The following is a 15,022-nucleotide window of genomic DNA, read 5'->3' as shown; positions in this document are numbered from 1 at the left end:
AGGTGGTGCAAGTTGCTCCTACACAGTCTGTAAGCTTGCCCCTACTACCAGTCAAGGGTCAGCCGGCTTTCGAAATAGCGCTCTTCGCCGCTTAGGGGGTCGTTGAAACGCAGGCTCTGCGCCAACAACTTCAGCGGCTTGCTGTAATCATCTTGATCCGGCACAACTTGCGGATAAAAAGGATCATTGCAGATGCTCGCGCCCAATGCCGTCATGTGCACACGCAGTTGATGGGTCTTGCCGGTGATCGGCGACAACCCGTAGCGCCACAACTCACCGTTCTTTTCCAGCACCTGGGCCAGGGTTTCACTGTTGCTCTGCCCTTCGACTTCCTGCATGCGGAAAAACGGCTCGCCACTGACCATGCGGCTTTTGTGCGTCAACGGAAACTCAAGCAGCGGCAAGGCCCGGGCAATCGCCTGGTAACGTTTGTCGATCTGGCGATTGGGGAACAACGATTGATACGCCGCGCGGCTCTGGGGGTTGGCAGAAAACAGCACCAGCCCGGCAGTGTGGCGGTCAATCCGGTGCAAGGGCACCAGGTGCGGGTTATCCAGACGGCGGATCAGCCGCCGCAGCAAAGTGTGCTCAACGTATTCGCCCGTGGGCGTCACCGGTAGAAAGTGCGGCTTGTCTACCACCACCAGATGCTCGTCGACATGCAAAATCTGCTCGTGGAACGGGATCGGCTTCTCGTTGGGCACTTCACGAAAATAGTGAATGCGCAGGCCTGGCTTGTAGGCCAGCGCAGCGCTGATCGGCTGCCCTTGGGCGTCCAGCACGCGGCCGCGCGCAATCCGGTCAAGCCACTGCTCGCGGCCAATGGCCTTGAAATGCTCGCTCAGGCAGTCGAGCACGGTCTCCCAGTTGCCAACGGGCAGGCAGACAGTGCTGGCTTGATGCTTAGCCGGGTCGAAGGAGGCAGTGGCCATGGGAACGCTCGTGACAGATAGACCAAGCATTATCCCGCATGCCCGGCGCCTCAGCCAGCCTCGCTTGCAGCCGCCTCGACGAACTCCTTGAGCCAGCGCAGCACATCAACAGCCTCCCAGCGACTGGGGTCGTAAAGGGCATACAACAATCCCTGATAGCCAACCACATCCAGCGGACGGTGATAACCAGCGCGCTGGAACAGCGCTTCGATCTCGGCGAAGCAGGTATTGAAGTGCAACTTGTTAAAGGGCGTTTTGCCCTCCAGCACCAGGCCGTCAAGGCGCAACTCGAGCACCGCCTCGCTGACCATGGCGACCGGCATACGGTTGACGGTGTATTTCAGTTGTTCGACATTGACCATGCTGTACATCCTTGAGGCAAGCGCCACCCCTATACTGTATTTATATACAGCATATGCAGAGTTTTCAGACGCGTCAATCAGACCCTACCTAGACCAGCCCTCGCAGGTAGCCGGTGCCCTTGCGGATCGTCAGGATCTGACGACGCTCGGCCCCCTCGGCAAGGCCCAGATGTACCCAGCTATCGAACTCGAGAATCAATTGGTCAAACATCAAGGCGCTGTCCGCCAAACGCCGCGCAAGTACTGCGGGCGTCAGCCCCGAGACATTGATGTCTGCTGCCAGCCCTTGTACATGTGCGCTACGCGGTGCACCTCCGACCATCCGATTCAACGCTGCACAGCGATAGCCACTGGTAACCAGCACCGGCCTGCCGACCAACAGCCGGACCTGCTCCAGCAGCGCACACAGACGACGAAGATTGTTGACGGTGTTGGCGTCCGGCGTGTTGTCGATATTGCTACGCGCGGCGCTCTGCGAGACCGTCATATCGGCCAGGGTGAAGTGTTCACTTAGATTCATGCCTGCTCCTTGGTATGCATAAAAGCGCCCAAGGAGTGTGCACAGCGCGCTGCTGTCGCGCACGACAGGAAACGTCACCCTGAAACCTGTCTCAACGCAGAAAGGCCACCACTTGCTCGGCGTCGAACGGCCAGTTCAGCTGTGCGCCGTTGTCACAACGGCGCAGCACCGGTATCAGCAGGCCAAAGCGCTCCACCATGGACTCGTCTTCGGCAATATCCACCAGCTCAACCAGCAGACCATGTTCGACAAATGGCATTAACAGGGCTTCGGCCACTTCGCACAGGTGGCAACCCAGGGTGCCGTAGAGTTGGCATTCAGGCAGCATTTATCAGTACCGGCAAGAAGTAAAAAGGGACCATTATTCTAGGTCTGCCGTCGGGGGGCGTCGAGCGCAGAGCACCCGTGGTTCAATCCCGACTAAAGTGTGATTCAGATCAGCGCCCACTGAACAAGCATGGCCCATGCTTACTGGTTTTTTGCGGCCTCCCTACATGGAGTATGTTGTGTTTGCCAACCTATTGATCATTTTGGCCTCCTCATTGGTCGTCATTGCCTTCTTCCGGCGCCTGAAGTTGCCACCGGTATTGGGCTACTTGTGCGTCGGTCTGTTTGTCGGCCCCACTGCCCTCAATTGGGTGAACGAAAGTGAGGAACTGCCAGACCTTGCCGAAATGGGTGTGGTGTTCCTGCTGTTCTCGCTGGGCCTGGAATTTTCCCTGTCGAAAATGCTCGCCTTGCGCAAAGTTGTGTTTGGCCTGGGCAGCCTTCAGGTTGCCTGCTCGGCAGTACTGCTGGCTGGGCTCCTGGCGTTGCTCGGCATGCCTGCCAACGCAGCGCTGTTATTGGGTGCAGGCCTGGCCTTGTCGTCGACGGCCATCGTCAGCAAGGAACTGACCAGCCTTGGCGAGATTTTTAGCAGCCATGGCCAGAACGCGATTGGCGTTTTGCTGTTCCAGGATGTGGTTGCCGTCTTGCTGCTCACCCTGGTTCCGGTATTTGCCGGTGAAGGTGGTCAGGCCTGGTACTGGGCACTGCCGCTGACCCTGGGCAAAACCGTGATCCTCTTCGTCGGCTTGTTGCTTGCCAGTCGCTGGCTGCTGCCACGCCTGTTTCACGAAGTGGCGAGTTCTCACTCGGCCGAACTGTTCGTATTGCTGGCCCTGGTGATCGTCCTGCTCACCGCCTGGCTGACCCACTTGCTTGGCCTGTCACCGGCGCTGGGGGCGTTCCTGGCTGGCATGCTGCTGGGCGAAAGCAACTACCGTCATCAGATCGAAGCCGATATCCGTCCGTTCCGCGACATTCTGCTGGGCTTGTTTTTCGTCAGTATTGGCATGCTCATCGACCTGCAGCTGTTCGCCAGCCACGGCCTGGAAATCCTCGCCCTGACCCTGGGCTTGCTGCTGGTCAAAGGCTGTGTGGTCGCCGCCTTGGTCCGCGTGCAAGGCAGTGACGCTGAAACCGCCTGGCGCAGTGGTTTGGCCCTGGCCCAGGGGGGTGAATTCTGTTTCGCCCTGATGGCGCAAATGCAGCAAACCCAACTACTGCCCGAAGCCATCGGCAACCTGCTGCTAGCCGCCACTTTCTGCTCGATGCTGGTCACTCCATTGCTGCTACGCGCCGCGCCAGGCATCGCTGCCCGCCTGCACCGCAAGCCCAACCAGGAAGTACAACTGGAAGCCATCGAAGCGCAAAGTGCGGCAATGAGCGGACACGTGCTGATCTGCGGCTATGGCCGGGTCGGACAATCGATCGGACGTTTTCTGCGCCGGGAAAACATCCCGTTCATTGCCCTCGATGATGACCCGGTACGGGTGCAGGAAGCCGCGGCTGGCGAAAGCTGCGTGCACTACGGTGACTCACGCCGCGGAGAATTGCTCAGTGCCATCGGCCTTGAGCGTGCACGCCTGCTGGTAATTGCCGTGGACAAGACCGATATCGCCATGAGCGTACTGAAAGCGGCGCGCGAACGTCACGCCGATGTGCAGATCCTGGTACGTACCCGCGACGACAGTCAGCGTGAAGAACTGCGTAAGGCCGGCGCCACGGCGGTGGTACCGGAACTGCTGGAGTCGAGCCTGATGCTCGCGTCCCATGCACTGGTCATGCTTGGCCTGCCGATGGATCAGGTACAAGCGCGTATCGATGAAGTGCGTCAGACCCGCTACCGCATGCTGCAAGCCTTCTATCAAGGCGCCCAGACCAGCCCGGTCGACAGCGAAGGCCTGCCCAAGACCATGATGCATGCGGTCAACCTGCAGCCCGACGCCTACGCCTGTGGCCGTCCACTGTCCGGGCTGGACCTGGAACAGCTGGGTGTCGAGATCCAGGCGGTGCAGCGCAACGGTGAAGAACTGGCCGTGGACGCCGACACCTGCCTGCATGCCGGTGATGCGGTGCTACTGAGCGGTCCGGTTGCCGCCCTGGCCGCCTGTGAATCACGCCTGGTCGCCGGGCGCTGATCAATCCTGACTGGTGGCGCCGATCTTGTGGATCGACAGGTCGGCGCCGTAGTACTCCTGCTCCTGACTCAAGCGCAACCCCAGCAACAGCTTGATCAGGCCATACACCGCAAAGCCGCCCAACAGCGCCACCAGCACGCCGGCGAATCTGCCGATCAACTGGCTGATCAGGCTCACGCCGCCCAGGCCACCCAGCGCGGTTTGACCGAAAATCCCGCAAGCAATGCCACCCCACACCCCGCACAAGCCGTGCAGTGGCCAGACGCCAAGAACGTCGTCAATCTTCCAGGTGTTTTGCGCCGCAGTGAAACACCAGACAAACAAAGCCCCGGCAATCGCGCCAGTGGCCAGCGCACCCACCGGGTGCATCAGATCCGAACCCGCACACACCGCCACCAACCCGGCCAATGGCCCGTTGTGCAGAAAGCCCGGGTCGTTGCGGCCGACCAGCAACGCCGTCACCGTACCGCCAACCATGGCCATCAACGAGTTCACCGCGACCAACCCGCTGACCCCCTGCAGGGTCTGGGCGCTCATGACATTGAAGCCGAACCAACCGACGATCAGAATCCACGAGCCCAGGGCCAAGAACGGAATGTTCGACGGTGCGAACGCCACCAACTTGCCCTCGCGGTAGCGACCATTACGCGGGCCAAGCAGCAGCACCGCCGTCAGCGCCAGCCAGCCGCCCATGGCATGCACCACGACAGAGCCGGCAAAATCATGGAAGCTGGCACCGAATTGCGCCTGCAACCAAGCCTGCAGGCCGAAGTTACCGTTCCAGACAACACCTTCGAAGAACGGATAGACAAACGCCACAATCAGCACCGTGGCGCACAACTGCGGGGCAAACCGGGCGCGCTCGGCAATGCCACCGGAAATAATCGCCGGAATGGCTGCGGCAAAGGTCAGCAGGAAAAAGAACTTCACCAGGCTATAACCGTGGTCGTTGCTGAGCACCGCGGCCGGCTGCAGGAAGCTCACACCATAGGAAATCCAGTAGCCAACAAAAAAATACGCCAGGGTCGATACGGCAAAATCGCTGAGAATCTTGGACAAGGCATTGACCTGATTCTTGTGCCGAACGGTGCCCACTTCAAGAAAGGCAAAACCAGCGTGCATGGCCAGGACCATAACGGCGCCTAGCAGAATGAACAGTGTGTTGGAGCCGTGGACCAGGGTGTCCACCGCGCTTTGCAGATTTTCCATGGAATGGGCAGGCCTTCAGAAAAAGCACCAAGACAGCGCGGAGTGACTCCTTTTTGCACCATACTGGGCCATCGAATCACCACCGCTGTGGCTGGCCCTGCTGATCGCTGGAGTTTTTCCTTGGGTTTGTCGTGGATTGGGTTAAGGTTTACAGGCCCGGCGTATGTTCACGCGCTGATTTGGCGCAGGCACCGGAGCTGAGTGCACCCTGGAACAGCAAATCCTGTACCAAGGCTTTTTTCACTGAACCTTCGCCCGCGCCCGCAACTCAAAATAGCCACACACCCTTAGGGAGAGCCCCATGACCAGCAAATCGGCAAAGACTGCTCAAGATGTATTGATGGCTGACTTTCAGGCCCTGGTTCGTGACACCGAAAAATTGCTGGAACACACCGCGACCCTGGCCGGCGATCAGGCTGACGAGCTACGCAGTCAGATTCACGACAGCCTGCTGCGCGCACGGGAAACTCTGCAATTGACCCAGGAGTCTGTGCGTGAGCGCGGCGAGGCGGCCCTCAGCGCGACCGAAGACTACGTACAAAGCAATCCGTGGCAATCGATTGGTATCGCCGCAGGCGTCGGTTTCTTGATCGGCCTGCTCGCCAATCGGCGCTGAGGTTGGCTATGCAAAGCGAAGCGAACGACACCGCCCCGGCATCAAGCAAACGCCTTGGTGCTGCGGTCCTGGGGCTGTTGCACGGTCATGTCGAATTGTTCGGCATCGAACTGCAGGAGCAGAAAGCCCGTACCTTGAGCCTGCTGTTGTTTGCCGGGCTGGCACTGGTGTTTACCCTGCTGTTGCTGGTGGCATTGTCGGCCCTGGTGCTGGTGCTGCTGTGGGACAACTACCGTCTCGCCGGGGTGATTGGCCTCTGCGTGTTCTACGGTCTGGCAGCGCTGTTCTGTGGCTTGCGCCTCAAAGCTGCGGTGTACGACGAGTCGTCGCCCTTCAGTGCAACGCTTGAAGAACTTGCCAAAGACCGGGAGCGCCTGTTGCCATGAGCCTGCCTGAGCTACCGAAAACCACCAACCGGCGCGAGCTGCGCAAGGCCTTGGTGCGCCTGCGCCTGGAAATGCACCGCCAGGAAATACGCCACGAGTCCAGCCAGATGCTGGCGCCCCTGAGCCGCTTGCGTGCCGTGGGCGACAGCCTGCAAGGCGGGCTCGGCATCAAGCATGCGCCCTTGTGGGGAATCGCTGCGGTGGTGGTGCTGGGTTTCTTCACCGGCAAAGGCACCCGCAACGGCAGCCTGAGCCGGATGATACGCCTGGGCAGCAGCTTGCTGCCGTTGCTGAAACTGGTCATGCAGGCTGGCGCCAACAAACGCTAGGGTCACTCGATTGAAGGGTGATCACGCCTGCAAGCCCCCTGACAATGGGCTTGCAGGCGCTGCGCCGACACGGGAAGCTAGAGGCCTGCCCCTGTATCGGAGAATTGGCCTTGGACTGGCACACCCTGCTTACCCGCGAGCGTCTCGGTAAAACCTTGCACAGCCCCGAAGAACTCGGGCGCAGCCCGTTTCACAAGGACCACGACCGAATCATCTTCTCCGGCGCCTTCCGCCGCCTGGGGCGCAAGACTCAAGTTCACCCGGTGTCGAGCAACGATCACATCCACACGCGCCTGACCCACTCGCTGGAAGTCAGTTGCGTGGGCCGCTCGCTGGGCATGCGCGTTGGCGAAACCCTGCGCGACCGGCTGCCGCAATGGTGCGAACCCAGCGACCTGGGCATGGTCGTGCAGTCGGCGTGCCTGGCCCATGACATCGGCAACCCGCCGTTTGGCCATTCCGGTGAAGACGCCATCCGCCACTGGTTCCAACAGGCTGCCGGGCGTGGCTGGCTGGACGCCATGAGCGAGACCGAACGTGCCGACTTTCTCAATTTCGAAGGCAACGCCCAGGGCTTTCGCGTACTCACCCAGCTGGAATACCACCAATTCGACGGCGGCACCCGCCTCACCTATGCCACCCTCGGCACTTACCTGAAATACCCCTGGACCGCCCGCCACGCCGATGCCTTGGGCTACAAGAAACACAAGTTCGGCTGCTACCAGAGCGAGCTGCCGCTGCTGGAGCAGATTGCCCGCAAACTAGGCCTGCCACAGCTTGAGGAGCAACGCTGGGCCCGCCACCCGCTGGTGTACCTGATGGAGGCAGCCGACGACATCTGTTATGCCTTGATCGATCTGGAAGACGGCCTGGAGATGGAACTGCTCGATTACCCAGAGGTGGAGTCGCTGCTATTGAGCCTGGTCGGTGACGACCTGCCAGAAACCTATCGGCAACTGGGCCCGGGCGACTCACGACGGCGCAAGCTGGCGATTCTGCGTGGCAAGGCCATCGAACACCTGACCAATGCCGCCGCCCGCGCCTTTGTCGAGCAGCAGGATGCGTTGCTGGCCGGGCAACTGCAGGGCGATCTGGTCGAACACATGCACGGGCCGGCCAAACGTTGTGTGCTGCAAGCCAAAGACATGGCGCGCAAGAAAATCTTCCAGGACAAGCGCAAAACACTGCATGAAATTGGCGCCTACACCACCCTCGAGATCCTGCTCAACTCCTTCTGCGGCGCGGCCCTGGAACAACACGGTGGCCGCACACCGTCGTTCAAGAGCCGGCGCATCCTCGACCTGCTGGGTAACAATGCCCCCAACCCGAATGCGCCGCTGCATACCTCATTCCTGCGCATGATCGACTTCATCGCCGGGATGACAGACAGCTATGCCAGCGAAATGGCGCGAGAAATGACGGGACGATCGAGCCCGACCTGAGAGGCGTGCGAATGGCAGGTGTGTGAGCATGTGGCCGGGGAGCCAACCTCGTGTTCATGCACCTGCATGTAGGACATTAACTACACAACAGTTTTAAATTAAACAAAGCCCGGAAAAAGATACACAAAGTTACCAGTACCGACTCTCACAGCAACAATACGAAATATCACCTGTAGTCCAATACTGCGATTAGAGTCAGACATTTCCGATATAGCACCAACCTCCCTTTGAGTTCATGTGCGACCTGTTCCATCTGCGTTAAGGTGCCCGCTTACCTTTGGCACCTTATCTGGAACCGTCAACATGCACTCTGTATTTATCATCGACGACCACCCGGTCATCCGCCTGGCGGTACGCATGCTCTTGGAAAACGAGGGCTATAACGTAGTTGGTGAGTCCGATAATGGCGTGGATGCCATGCAAATGGTTCGCGAATGCCTACCGGACCTGATCATTCTCGACATCAGCATTCCCCGACTCGACGGACTGGAAGTGCTATCGCGCTTTCACAGCATGGCCACGCCCCTGAAGATTCTGGTACTCACCGCGCAATCACCGGCACTGTTTGCTGTTCGCTGCATGCATTCAGGCGCGGCCGGCTATGTGTGCAAACAGGAAGACTTGAGCGAGCTGCTCAGTGCAATCAAAGCGGTACTGTCGGGTTACAACTACTTCCCCAGCCAGGCCATCAACAACTTGCGCCCCAATAGCGATGAACACAGTGAGCTTGAGCTGTTCAAGCAGGTCAATGATCGGGAGTTGATGGTACTGCAACTGTTTGCCCAAGGCCGAAGCAATAAGGAAATTGCCCAAGGCATGTTTCTCAGCAACAAGACCGTGAGCACTTACAAGAAGCGCTTGATGCAAAAACTCAAAGCCAACTCACTGGTCGAACTTATTGAAATGGCTAAACGCAATGCCCTGGTTTGAGCCAATCCATGCCTAGCCGCATCCTCCACTATGTCCTGGCCAGCGTTCTGGCCTGCCTGTGTCTGTTCGCCTCGGCGCATGCCGACGATGCTCCGGCCAGCACTTACCAGCTACTCAGTCGCTCGCAACCGGAGCCGATGAATCTCTCGTTGAGCCCGGCACAACGACGCTGGCTGCAAAGCAAAGAGCAGTTGCTGCTGGGTACTTCAGCACCGGACTACCCGCCCTTCGACATGACCGCCAGCGGCCGAGACTACGAGGGACTGACGGCTGACGTTGCAGGCATAGTGGAAGCGGCCCTGGGTGTGCCGATCAAGGTGCGGCGCTTCGCCAGTCGTCAGGAGGCGGTAAACGCCCTGACGCTGGGGCAGATTGATATGCTCGGCAGTGCCAACGGTTACGAAGCCGCTACGCCAGGGCTGATGCTGTCCAGGCCCTACGCGGTAGATCAGCCGGTGCTCGTTACCCGCGAGAACGAAAGCCGCCCCCTTGACACGGGTCTTGCGGGCTTGCGCCTGAGCATGGTGTATCACTATCTGCCGCTTGCCGAGGTCAGCGCCAACTACCCCAACGCCACGATCAAGGCCTATCCTTCCTATCAGAATGCCCTTAATGCCGTGGCTTTCGACCAAGCCGATGTGTTTCTCGGCGACACCATTTCTACCCACTACCTGATCAACCAGGGCCACTTGAAGAACGTCAAGATGGCCAACTTCGGCAAACACGAGCCGGTCGGCTTCAGCTTTGCGGTGCAGCAAAACAACCCCATTTTGCTGCAATTGATCAATACCACGCTCGATAACCTCTCACGTGCCACGCGAGACAGCATCTTCAAACGCTGGAGCGCCGGCAGCGACGTGCTGCTAACCGACCGAAAACTGCAGCTTTCCCAGCGCGAGGAGCGCTGGCTGAGCCAGCATCCGGTGGTGCGCGTCGTGGTCAACGAAGCCGATGCGCCCCTGACGTTCTTCGACAATGCCGGCAGTTTTCGCGGCATTGCCGCCGATCTGCTCGAACTGATTCGCCTGCGCACCGGGCTGCGCTTCGACATTCAACGCGCCAGCGGGATCAGTGACATGATCGATCGGGTCAACCATGGCCGGGCCGACGTGATTGCGGCTATCTCTCCCAGCGAACGTCGGCAAGCCACCCTGACCATCAGCCGCCCCTACCTGGAAAACTCCTATGTACTGATCACCCGCAAAGGGCCGCAACAACCTGCCACGCTAGAGCAATTACCCGGCCGGCGGGTGGCCGTGGTGCGCGACAGCCCTCTGGTTGAAAGCCTGCGCAAGCGTGTGCCGGGCATTCAGTTGATCGCGACCGAGAGCAGCGAGCAGTCCATCGAAGCCCTTGCCAGCGGCTATGTGGATGCGGCGATCACGGCGTTGGTGCATGCCAATTTCAGCCTTGCCAACCGCCATGACCTGGCCATCCGGGCTTCGGTTGGCGCCGAACCGGCAACCTTTTCAATGGCCACAGCCGGGCATGCGCAGGAGCTGACCTCGATCCTGGACAAAGCGTTGCTCAGTATTGCCCCTGAAGAGCTGGGCGTGATCAACAGCCGCTGGCGCGGCTACAGCAGCGAAAACGATGCGTACTGGACCACCTACCATCAACTGATCCTGCAAATCGTCCTGGGCATCAGCGTTTTGCTGCTGTTGTCACTGGCGTGGAACGCCTGGATGCGGCGCCAGATCAAACAACGCGAAGCCGCCGAGCGTGCGCTGGGCGACCAGCTTGAATTCATGCGCACACTGCTCAACGGCACGCCCCATCCCATCTACGTGCGCGATCGCGAGGGCATCCTGCAAAGCTGCAACGACAGCTATCTGCAAGCGCTGCAGTTACAGCACGATGAAGTGCTCGGCAAGCGCCTGGAAGACGGCGTGCTGGGCGACACCTGCTATGCCAGCCAAATGCAGGCCGATTACCGCCAGGTAATGCGCGAAGGCAAGCCGCTGATCGTCGACCGGCCGCTGTTGCTCAACGACCGCGCGGTGACGATCTATCACTGGATCCTGCCCTACCGGAACTCGCTGGGTGAGGTTCAAGGCATTATCGGTGGCTGGATCGACATCAGCGAGCGACGCCAGCTGATTCAGGACCTGAGCCTGGCCAAGCAGCAGGCCGATGATGCCAATCGGGCAAAAAGTACCTTTCTGGCAACCATCAGCCATGAAATCCGCACCCCGATGAACGCCATTCTCGGCATGCTTGAGCTGACCCTGGAAAAAGCCAACCAGGGCCAACTGGATCGTCCAGCTGTCGAAGTCGCCTATAACTCGGCCAAAGACTTGCTGGCCCTGATCGGCGACATACTCGACATTGCCCGGATCGAATCCGGGCATCTGACCTTGGCACCAGAGCGTGTGTGCCCGGCGCAACTGGTCGAGTCTGTCGGTCGAGTCTTCGACGGCCTGGCCCGCCAGAAAAACCTGCAGTTGACGGTGGGTATCGACCCCAGCGCGCGCGCCTACGTACTGCTCGACCCGCTGCGGCTCAAGCAAATTCTCTCGAACCTGGTCAGCAACGCTATCAAATTCACTGAACATGGCCAGGTTGTCATTGAACTGACCCTCAAGGCCGGTCCAGAGCCCGGACAAGCCACGCTCGACATGAGCGTCCAGGACAGCGGTATCGGTATCCGCGTACAGGACCAGCAACGCCTGTTCCTGCCGTTCGTTCAGGCCAATCCCGACAGCATGCTGGCGCGCAACGGTACCGGCCTGGGCCTTTCCATCTGTCGCGACCTGTGCAATCTGATGGGCGGCAGTCTTACCTTGCACAGTGAATTCGGCCAAGGTACCCGCGCGCATGTCTGCCTGCCGGTGACACTGATGCCCAGCCACGCCAAACTGGCTACCTCCAACCCGGAGCCGTACATCAGCGTTGCGGCATTGAACGTGCTGGTGGTCGATGACCACCCCGCCAACCTGTTGCTACTGACCCAACAGCTCAACTACCTGGGGTTGGCACATTGCAGCGTCGACAATGGCCAGGAAGGGTTGGAACTGTGGCGGCGCGGGACCTTCGACGTATTGATCCTTGACTGCAACATGCCCGGCATCAATGGCTATCAGTTCGCCCGGGCGGTGCGCAGCGAAGAATGTCAACGGCAGTGGCCGCATTGCACCATTCTGGGTTACACCGCCAACGCCCAGCCAGAAGTGCGCAATCAGTGCCAGCAAGCTGGCATGGATGACTGTCTGCTCAAGCCGATCAGCCTCAAAGCCTTGGGCCAACGCCTGGCCAACGTACAACCACTTCCCCGCAGTGAACCCGCCAACGCGCTTGCCCCGTTCGACTTGCAGGGCCTGCAGCCCGTGGTAGGTAGCAGTGCCAGCGACTTACGCGCCCTGCTCGAACAACTTCAGCGCAGTTTCAGCAAGGATCGGCTAATCCTCGAGGCGCTGGACCCGACGCTTGAGTCCGAACAATTGAAAAACGAAGCGCATCGTGTACTTGGCGCTGCGCGGATTATTCAAGCCAGCACGCTGGTTGATGCCTGCGAACAACTGGAATCGGATTGCCTGACGAACGCCCCCGCATCTACGCTTGAGCTTCACCAGCAACAGGTGACAACGGCCATTGCGGCCGTGGAGTGCGCCCTGCGCCAGCACTTGCATCACACAGATGCAAACGACGCCGCAACGCAGGCAGGCTGAAACAAAACGGCGGCCACCAGGGCCGCCGTTTCAACAGGCATCAGGCAACCGGATTGATCGGGTTTTCCGGATACCAGGCGTCCAGCAGTGGGCTGACTTCAATTTTGGTCAGTTCGCTGCGCGCCTTGAGCCAGGCTTCAACAGTGGCACGCTGCTCTTCGGTAACCGAGCCGCGCTTGGCCGAGCAGACCAGGCCGAAGTCGTCGCCGCCAACATAGTCCAGACCGTTGGCGTCCATGGCGTCGTCGAGGAACGCATCGAGGAAGGCGTCAATGGCTTCGTCGGACAGGTCTTCCTTGAACTCCAGGTTCAGCTCGAAACCCAGCTCCTGGAATTCACCCACGCAGAGCTTTTTGCGCAGACGGCGGGAACGGTTAGTGGCCATGAAACAATCCTCTTGAGTAATAACGCCGCGCACTTTACCAGTTTCACCACGAAGCTGCCGGAATAAAAGGTTCCTCGACGGCTTGCCCACCGGTGGGAGCGGGCTTGCCCCGCGATCGCGATTTACCTGATACACCGCAATCGCGGGGCAAGCCCGCGCCTACCGGGGGAAATAAAAGCCGATAAGCCGCCCCTTGCGGTTCCCCCATCGCTGTGCGCCTTGGGGCATAATGCGCGCTATATTTTTCGTTCCGGGGCCTTCACCTTTTCTCGCTCCGTTTTTTTCACCCCTCGCTCGCAGGGTTTTATTGCACATGATCAAATCTCTTCGCCCTCTTCTGCTTGCCGGCCTGCTGCTGCCCATTGCACTCCCGTCCCAGGCCGCTGCCGTCAATACCACGCTGCCGGCTAAAGTCCAGCAAGCGCTGAAAACCAACAAGCTGCAAGACTCCGCCCTGTCGCTGGTGATGCTGCCGCTCAACGGCCCAGGCACCCCCACCGTGTTCAACGCCGATGTCTCGGTCAACCCGGCCTCGACCATGAAGCTGGTCACCACCTATGCCGCCCTGGAACTGCTCGGCCCGACCCACCAGTGGAAAACCGAGTTCTACAGCGACGGCCCGCTGCGTAACGGCACCCTGCAAGGCAACCTGTATCTCAAGGGCGGCGGTGACCCGAAACTGAACATGGAAAAGCTCTGGCTGTTGATGCGCGACCTGCGTGCCAACGGCGTGCAAACCATCAGCGGCGACCTGGTGCTCGACCGTAGCCACTTCGTCCAGCCGGTACTGCCGCAGTTCAACGATGACGGCGGCGACGACAACAAGCCGTTCCTGGTCAAGCCCGACTCGCTGCTGGTCAACCTCAAGGCCCTGCGCTTCGTCGCCCGCAATGACGGCGGTAAGGTGCTGGTCTCGGTCGAACCACCGATTGCCAGCATCCGCATCGATAACCAGGTGAAGGCCGTCAACAGCAAACAATGCACTGGTGACGTGCGCTACAACCCGATCACTCAGGCCGATGGCGTGACCGTCGTGGTCAGCGGGCAACTGGGCGATGGCTGCAACTCGCAGACCTACCTGTCGCTGCTCGATCACCCGACCTATGCCGCAGGCGCCGTCAGGGCCATCTGGAATGAGCTGGGTGGCACCATCCAGGGCCGCGACCGGGTCGACAACGTCCCGAAAGGCGCCCGCCTGCTGGCGCGTGCCTTCTCGCCGGATCTGGTCGAGATCATTCGGGACATCAACAAGTACAGTAACAACACCATGGCCCAGCAGCTGTTCCTGAGCCTGGGCGCGCAGTTCCGCACCGATGCCGATGGCGACGATGCGCGTGCCGCGCAACGCGTGGTACGTCAGTGGCTGGCGAAAAAAGGCATCACCGCCCCGCACCTGATCATGGAGAACGGTTCCGGACTGTCGCGTGCCGAGCGGGTCAGCACCCGGGAAATGGCCGCCTTGCTGCAAGCGGCGTGGAAAAGCCCATATGCCGCCGAGTTCATCAGCTCGATGCCGCTGGTCGGCATGGATGGCACCATGCGCAAGCGCCTCAAGCGCACCGCCATGACCGGTGAAGCCCATATCAAGACCGGCACCCTGAACACCGTGCGGGCCATTGCCGGTTTTAGCCGCGACAGCAACGGCAACACCTGGGCAGTCGCCGCGATCCTCAACGACCCGAAACCATGGGGCGCCTCAGCCGTGCTCGACCAGGTACTGCTCGACCTGTACCGCCAGCCGAAACTGGTTAACAGCACCGCAGCGATTCAACCCTGAT

The 15,022-nt window shown here is 60.0% G+C and carries 14 protein-coding genes; 8 read left to right on the top strand and 6 right to left on the bottom strand.

Annotation, left to right across the window (positions count from 1 at the left end; genetic code table 11):
* Window positions 1–44: 44 nt before the first annotated feature.
* The 4 genes from ACVWSC_RS09040 to ACVWSC_RS09025 form a co-directional block, all read right to left on the bottom strand.
* Window positions 45–932 carry a pseudouridine synthase gene (locus ACVWSC_RS09040; RefSeq protein WP_442113314.1) on the bottom strand — a complete coding sequence of 296 codons (888 nt, stop codon included), beginning with the start codon at window positions 930–932 and terminating at the stop codon, window positions 45–47.
* 50 nt (window positions 933–982) lie between these two features.
* Window positions 983–1,294: a transcriptional regulator gene (locus ACVWSC_RS09035; protein WP_442113313.1), complete on the bottom strand. Its 312-nt coding sequence runs from the start codon at window positions 1,292–1,294 to the stop codon at window positions 983–985.
* An 88-nt stretch (window positions 1,295–1,382) separates the two neighbouring features.
* A complete protein-coding gene (locus tag ACVWSC_RS09030) occupies window positions 1,383–1,814 on the bottom strand; it encodes a D-Ala-D-Ala carboxypeptidase family metallohydrolase (protein ID WP_442113312.1) in 432 nt (143 codons plus the stop codon).
* Between the two features lie 91 nt (window positions 1,815–1,905).
* Window positions 1,906–2,142, bottom strand: a complete 237-nt coding sequence (locus ACVWSC_RS09025; RefSeq protein ID WP_442113311.1) for a glutaredoxin family protein — start codon at window positions 2,140–2,142, stop codon at window positions 1,906–1,908.
* A gap of 178 nt (window positions 2,143–2,320) precedes the next feature.
* On the opposite strand from ACVWSC_RS09025, the gene ACVWSC_RS09020 reads away from it, so the two are divergent.
* Window positions 2,321–4,279 carry a monovalent cation:proton antiporter-2 (CPA2) family protein gene (locus ACVWSC_RS09020; protein ID WP_442113310.1) on the top strand — a complete coding sequence of 653 codons (1,959 nt, stop codon included), beginning with the start codon at window positions 2,321–2,323 and terminating at the stop codon, window positions 4,277–4,279.
* On the opposite strand, the gene ACVWSC_RS09015 is transcribed toward ACVWSC_RS09020, so the two are convergent.
* Window positions 4,280–5,488 carry an ammonium transporter gene (locus ACVWSC_RS09015; protein WP_442113309.1) on the bottom strand — a complete coding sequence of 403 codons (1,209 nt, stop codon included), beginning with the start codon at window positions 5,486–5,488 and terminating at the stop codon, window positions 4,280–4,282.
* Window positions 5,489–5,789: 301 nt separating this feature from the next.
* Here ACVWSC_RS09015 and ACVWSC_RS09010 point away from each other — a divergent pair, with 301 nt between their 5' ends.
* From ACVWSC_RS09010 to ACVWSC_RS08985, 6 genes are all read left to right on the top strand, one after another.
* Window positions 5,790–6,104, top strand: coding sequence for an ElaB/YgaM/YqjD family protein (locus ACVWSC_RS09010; protein WP_442113308.1), 315 nt, complete (start codon window positions 5,790–5,792; stop codon window positions 6,102–6,104).
* A gap of 8 nt (window positions 6,105–6,112) precedes the next feature.
* Window positions 6,113–6,490: a phage holin family protein gene (locus ACVWSC_RS09005; protein WP_442113307.1), complete on the top strand. Its 378-nt coding sequence runs from the start codon at window positions 6,113–6,115 to the stop codon at window positions 6,488–6,490.
* Window positions 6,487–6,819, top strand: a complete 333-nt coding sequence (locus ACVWSC_RS09000) for a hypothetical protein (protein ID WP_442113306.1) — start codon at window positions 6,487–6,489, stop codon at window positions 6,817–6,819. The genes ACVWSC_RS09005 and ACVWSC_RS09000 overlap by 4 nt, the downstream gene beginning before the upstream one ends.
* 110 nt (window positions 6,820–6,929) lie before the next feature.
* Window positions 6,930–8,261, top strand: coding sequence for a deoxyguanosinetriphosphate triphosphohydrolase (locus tag ACVWSC_RS08995; RefSeq protein ID WP_442113305.1), 1,332 nt, complete (start codon window positions 6,930–6,932; stop codon window positions 8,259–8,261).
* A gap of 303 nt (window positions 8,262–8,564) precedes the next feature.
* Window positions 8,565–9,191 carry a response regulator gene (locus tag ACVWSC_RS08990; RefSeq protein WP_442113304.1) on the top strand — a complete coding sequence of 209 codons (627 nt, stop codon included), beginning with the start codon at window positions 8,565–8,567 and terminating at the stop codon, window positions 9,189–9,191.
* A gap of 8 nt (window positions 9,192–9,199) precedes the next feature.
* On the top strand, window positions 9,200–12,859 hold the full coding sequence (locus tag ACVWSC_RS08985; RefSeq protein ID WP_442113303.1) for a transporter substrate-binding domain-containing protein: 3,660 nt from the start codon (window positions 9,200–9,202) through the stop codon (window positions 12,857–12,859).
* A gap of 40 nt (window positions 12,860–12,899) precedes the next feature.
* Here the strand turns inward: ACVWSC_RS08985 and ACVWSC_RS08980 are convergent, their stop codons facing one another.
* Complete coding sequence (locus ACVWSC_RS08980) at window positions 12,900–13,244, bottom strand: YggL 50S ribosome-binding family protein (protein WP_133211096.1); 345 nt, start codon at window positions 13,242–13,244, stop codon at window positions 12,900–12,902.
* 313 nt (window positions 13,245–13,557) lie between these two features.
* Here ACVWSC_RS08980 and dacB point away from each other — a divergent pair, with 313 nt between their 5' ends.
* Window positions 13,558–15,021 (top strand): D-alanyl-D-alanine carboxypeptidase/D-alanyl-D-alanine endopeptidase, encoded by a 1,464-nt coding sequence (gene dacB, locus ACVWSC_RS08975; protein ID WP_442113302.1) that lies wholly within the window; start codon window positions 13,558–13,560, stop codon window positions 15,019–15,021.
* Window position 15,022: the final 1 nt, after the last annotated feature.

This window comes from Pseudomonas sp. NUPR-002 (assembly GCF_056322725.1).
The sequence above is the reverse complement of the archived record's forward strand: the minus strand, read 5'-3'. Positions and strand labels throughout refer to the sequence as shown.

Excerpts from the sequence above, each read along its gene's own strand:
- ACVWSC_RS08990 (WP_442113304.1), top strand. The coding sequence starts at position 8,565 with ATGCACTCTGTATTTATCATCGACGACCACCCGGTCATCCGCCTGGCG.
- ACVWSC_RS09000 (WP_442113306.1), top strand. The coding sequence starts at position 6,487 with ATGAGCCTGCCTGAGCTACCGAAAACCACCAACCGGCGCGAGCTGCGC.
- ACVWSC_RS09005 (WP_442113307.1), top strand. The coding sequence starts at position 6,113 with ATGCAAAGCGAAGCGAACGACACCGCCCCGGCATCAAGCAAACGCCTT.
- ACVWSC_RS08980 (WP_133211096.1), bottom strand. The coding sequence starts at position 13,244 with ATGGCCACTAACCGTTCCCGCCGTCTGCGCAAAAAGCTCTGCGTGGGT.
- ACVWSC_RS09040 (WP_442113314.1), bottom strand. The coding sequence starts at position 932 with ATGGCCACTGCCTCCTTCGACCCGGCTAAGCATCAAGCCAGCACTGTC.
- dacB (WP_442113302.1), top strand. The coding sequence starts at position 13,558 with ATGATCAAATCTCTTCGCCCTCTTCTGCTTGCCGGCCTGCTGCTGCCC.
- ACVWSC_RS09030 (WP_442113312.1), bottom strand. The coding sequence starts at position 1,814 with ATGAATCTAAGTGAACACTTCACCCTGGCCGATATGACGGTCTCGCAG.
- ACVWSC_RS09025 (WP_442113311.1), bottom strand. The coding sequence starts at position 2,142 with ATGCTGCCTGAATGCCAACTCTACGGCACCCTGGGTTGCCACCTGTGC.
- ACVWSC_RS09010 (WP_442113308.1), top strand. The coding sequence starts at position 5,790 with ATGACCAGCAAATCGGCAAAGACTGCTCAAGATGTATTGATGGCTGAC.
- ACVWSC_RS09015 (WP_442113309.1), bottom strand. The coding sequence starts at position 5,488 with ATGGAAAATCTGCAAAGCGCGGTGGACACCCTGGTCCACGGCTCCAAC.
- ACVWSC_RS09035 (WP_442113313.1), bottom strand. The coding sequence starts at position 1,294 with ATGGTCAATGTCGAACAACTGAAATACACCGTCAACCGTATGCCGGTC.
- ACVWSC_RS08985 (WP_442113303.1), top strand. The coding sequence starts at position 9,200 with ATGCCTAGCCGCATCCTCCACTATGTCCTGGCCAGCGTTCTGGCCTGC.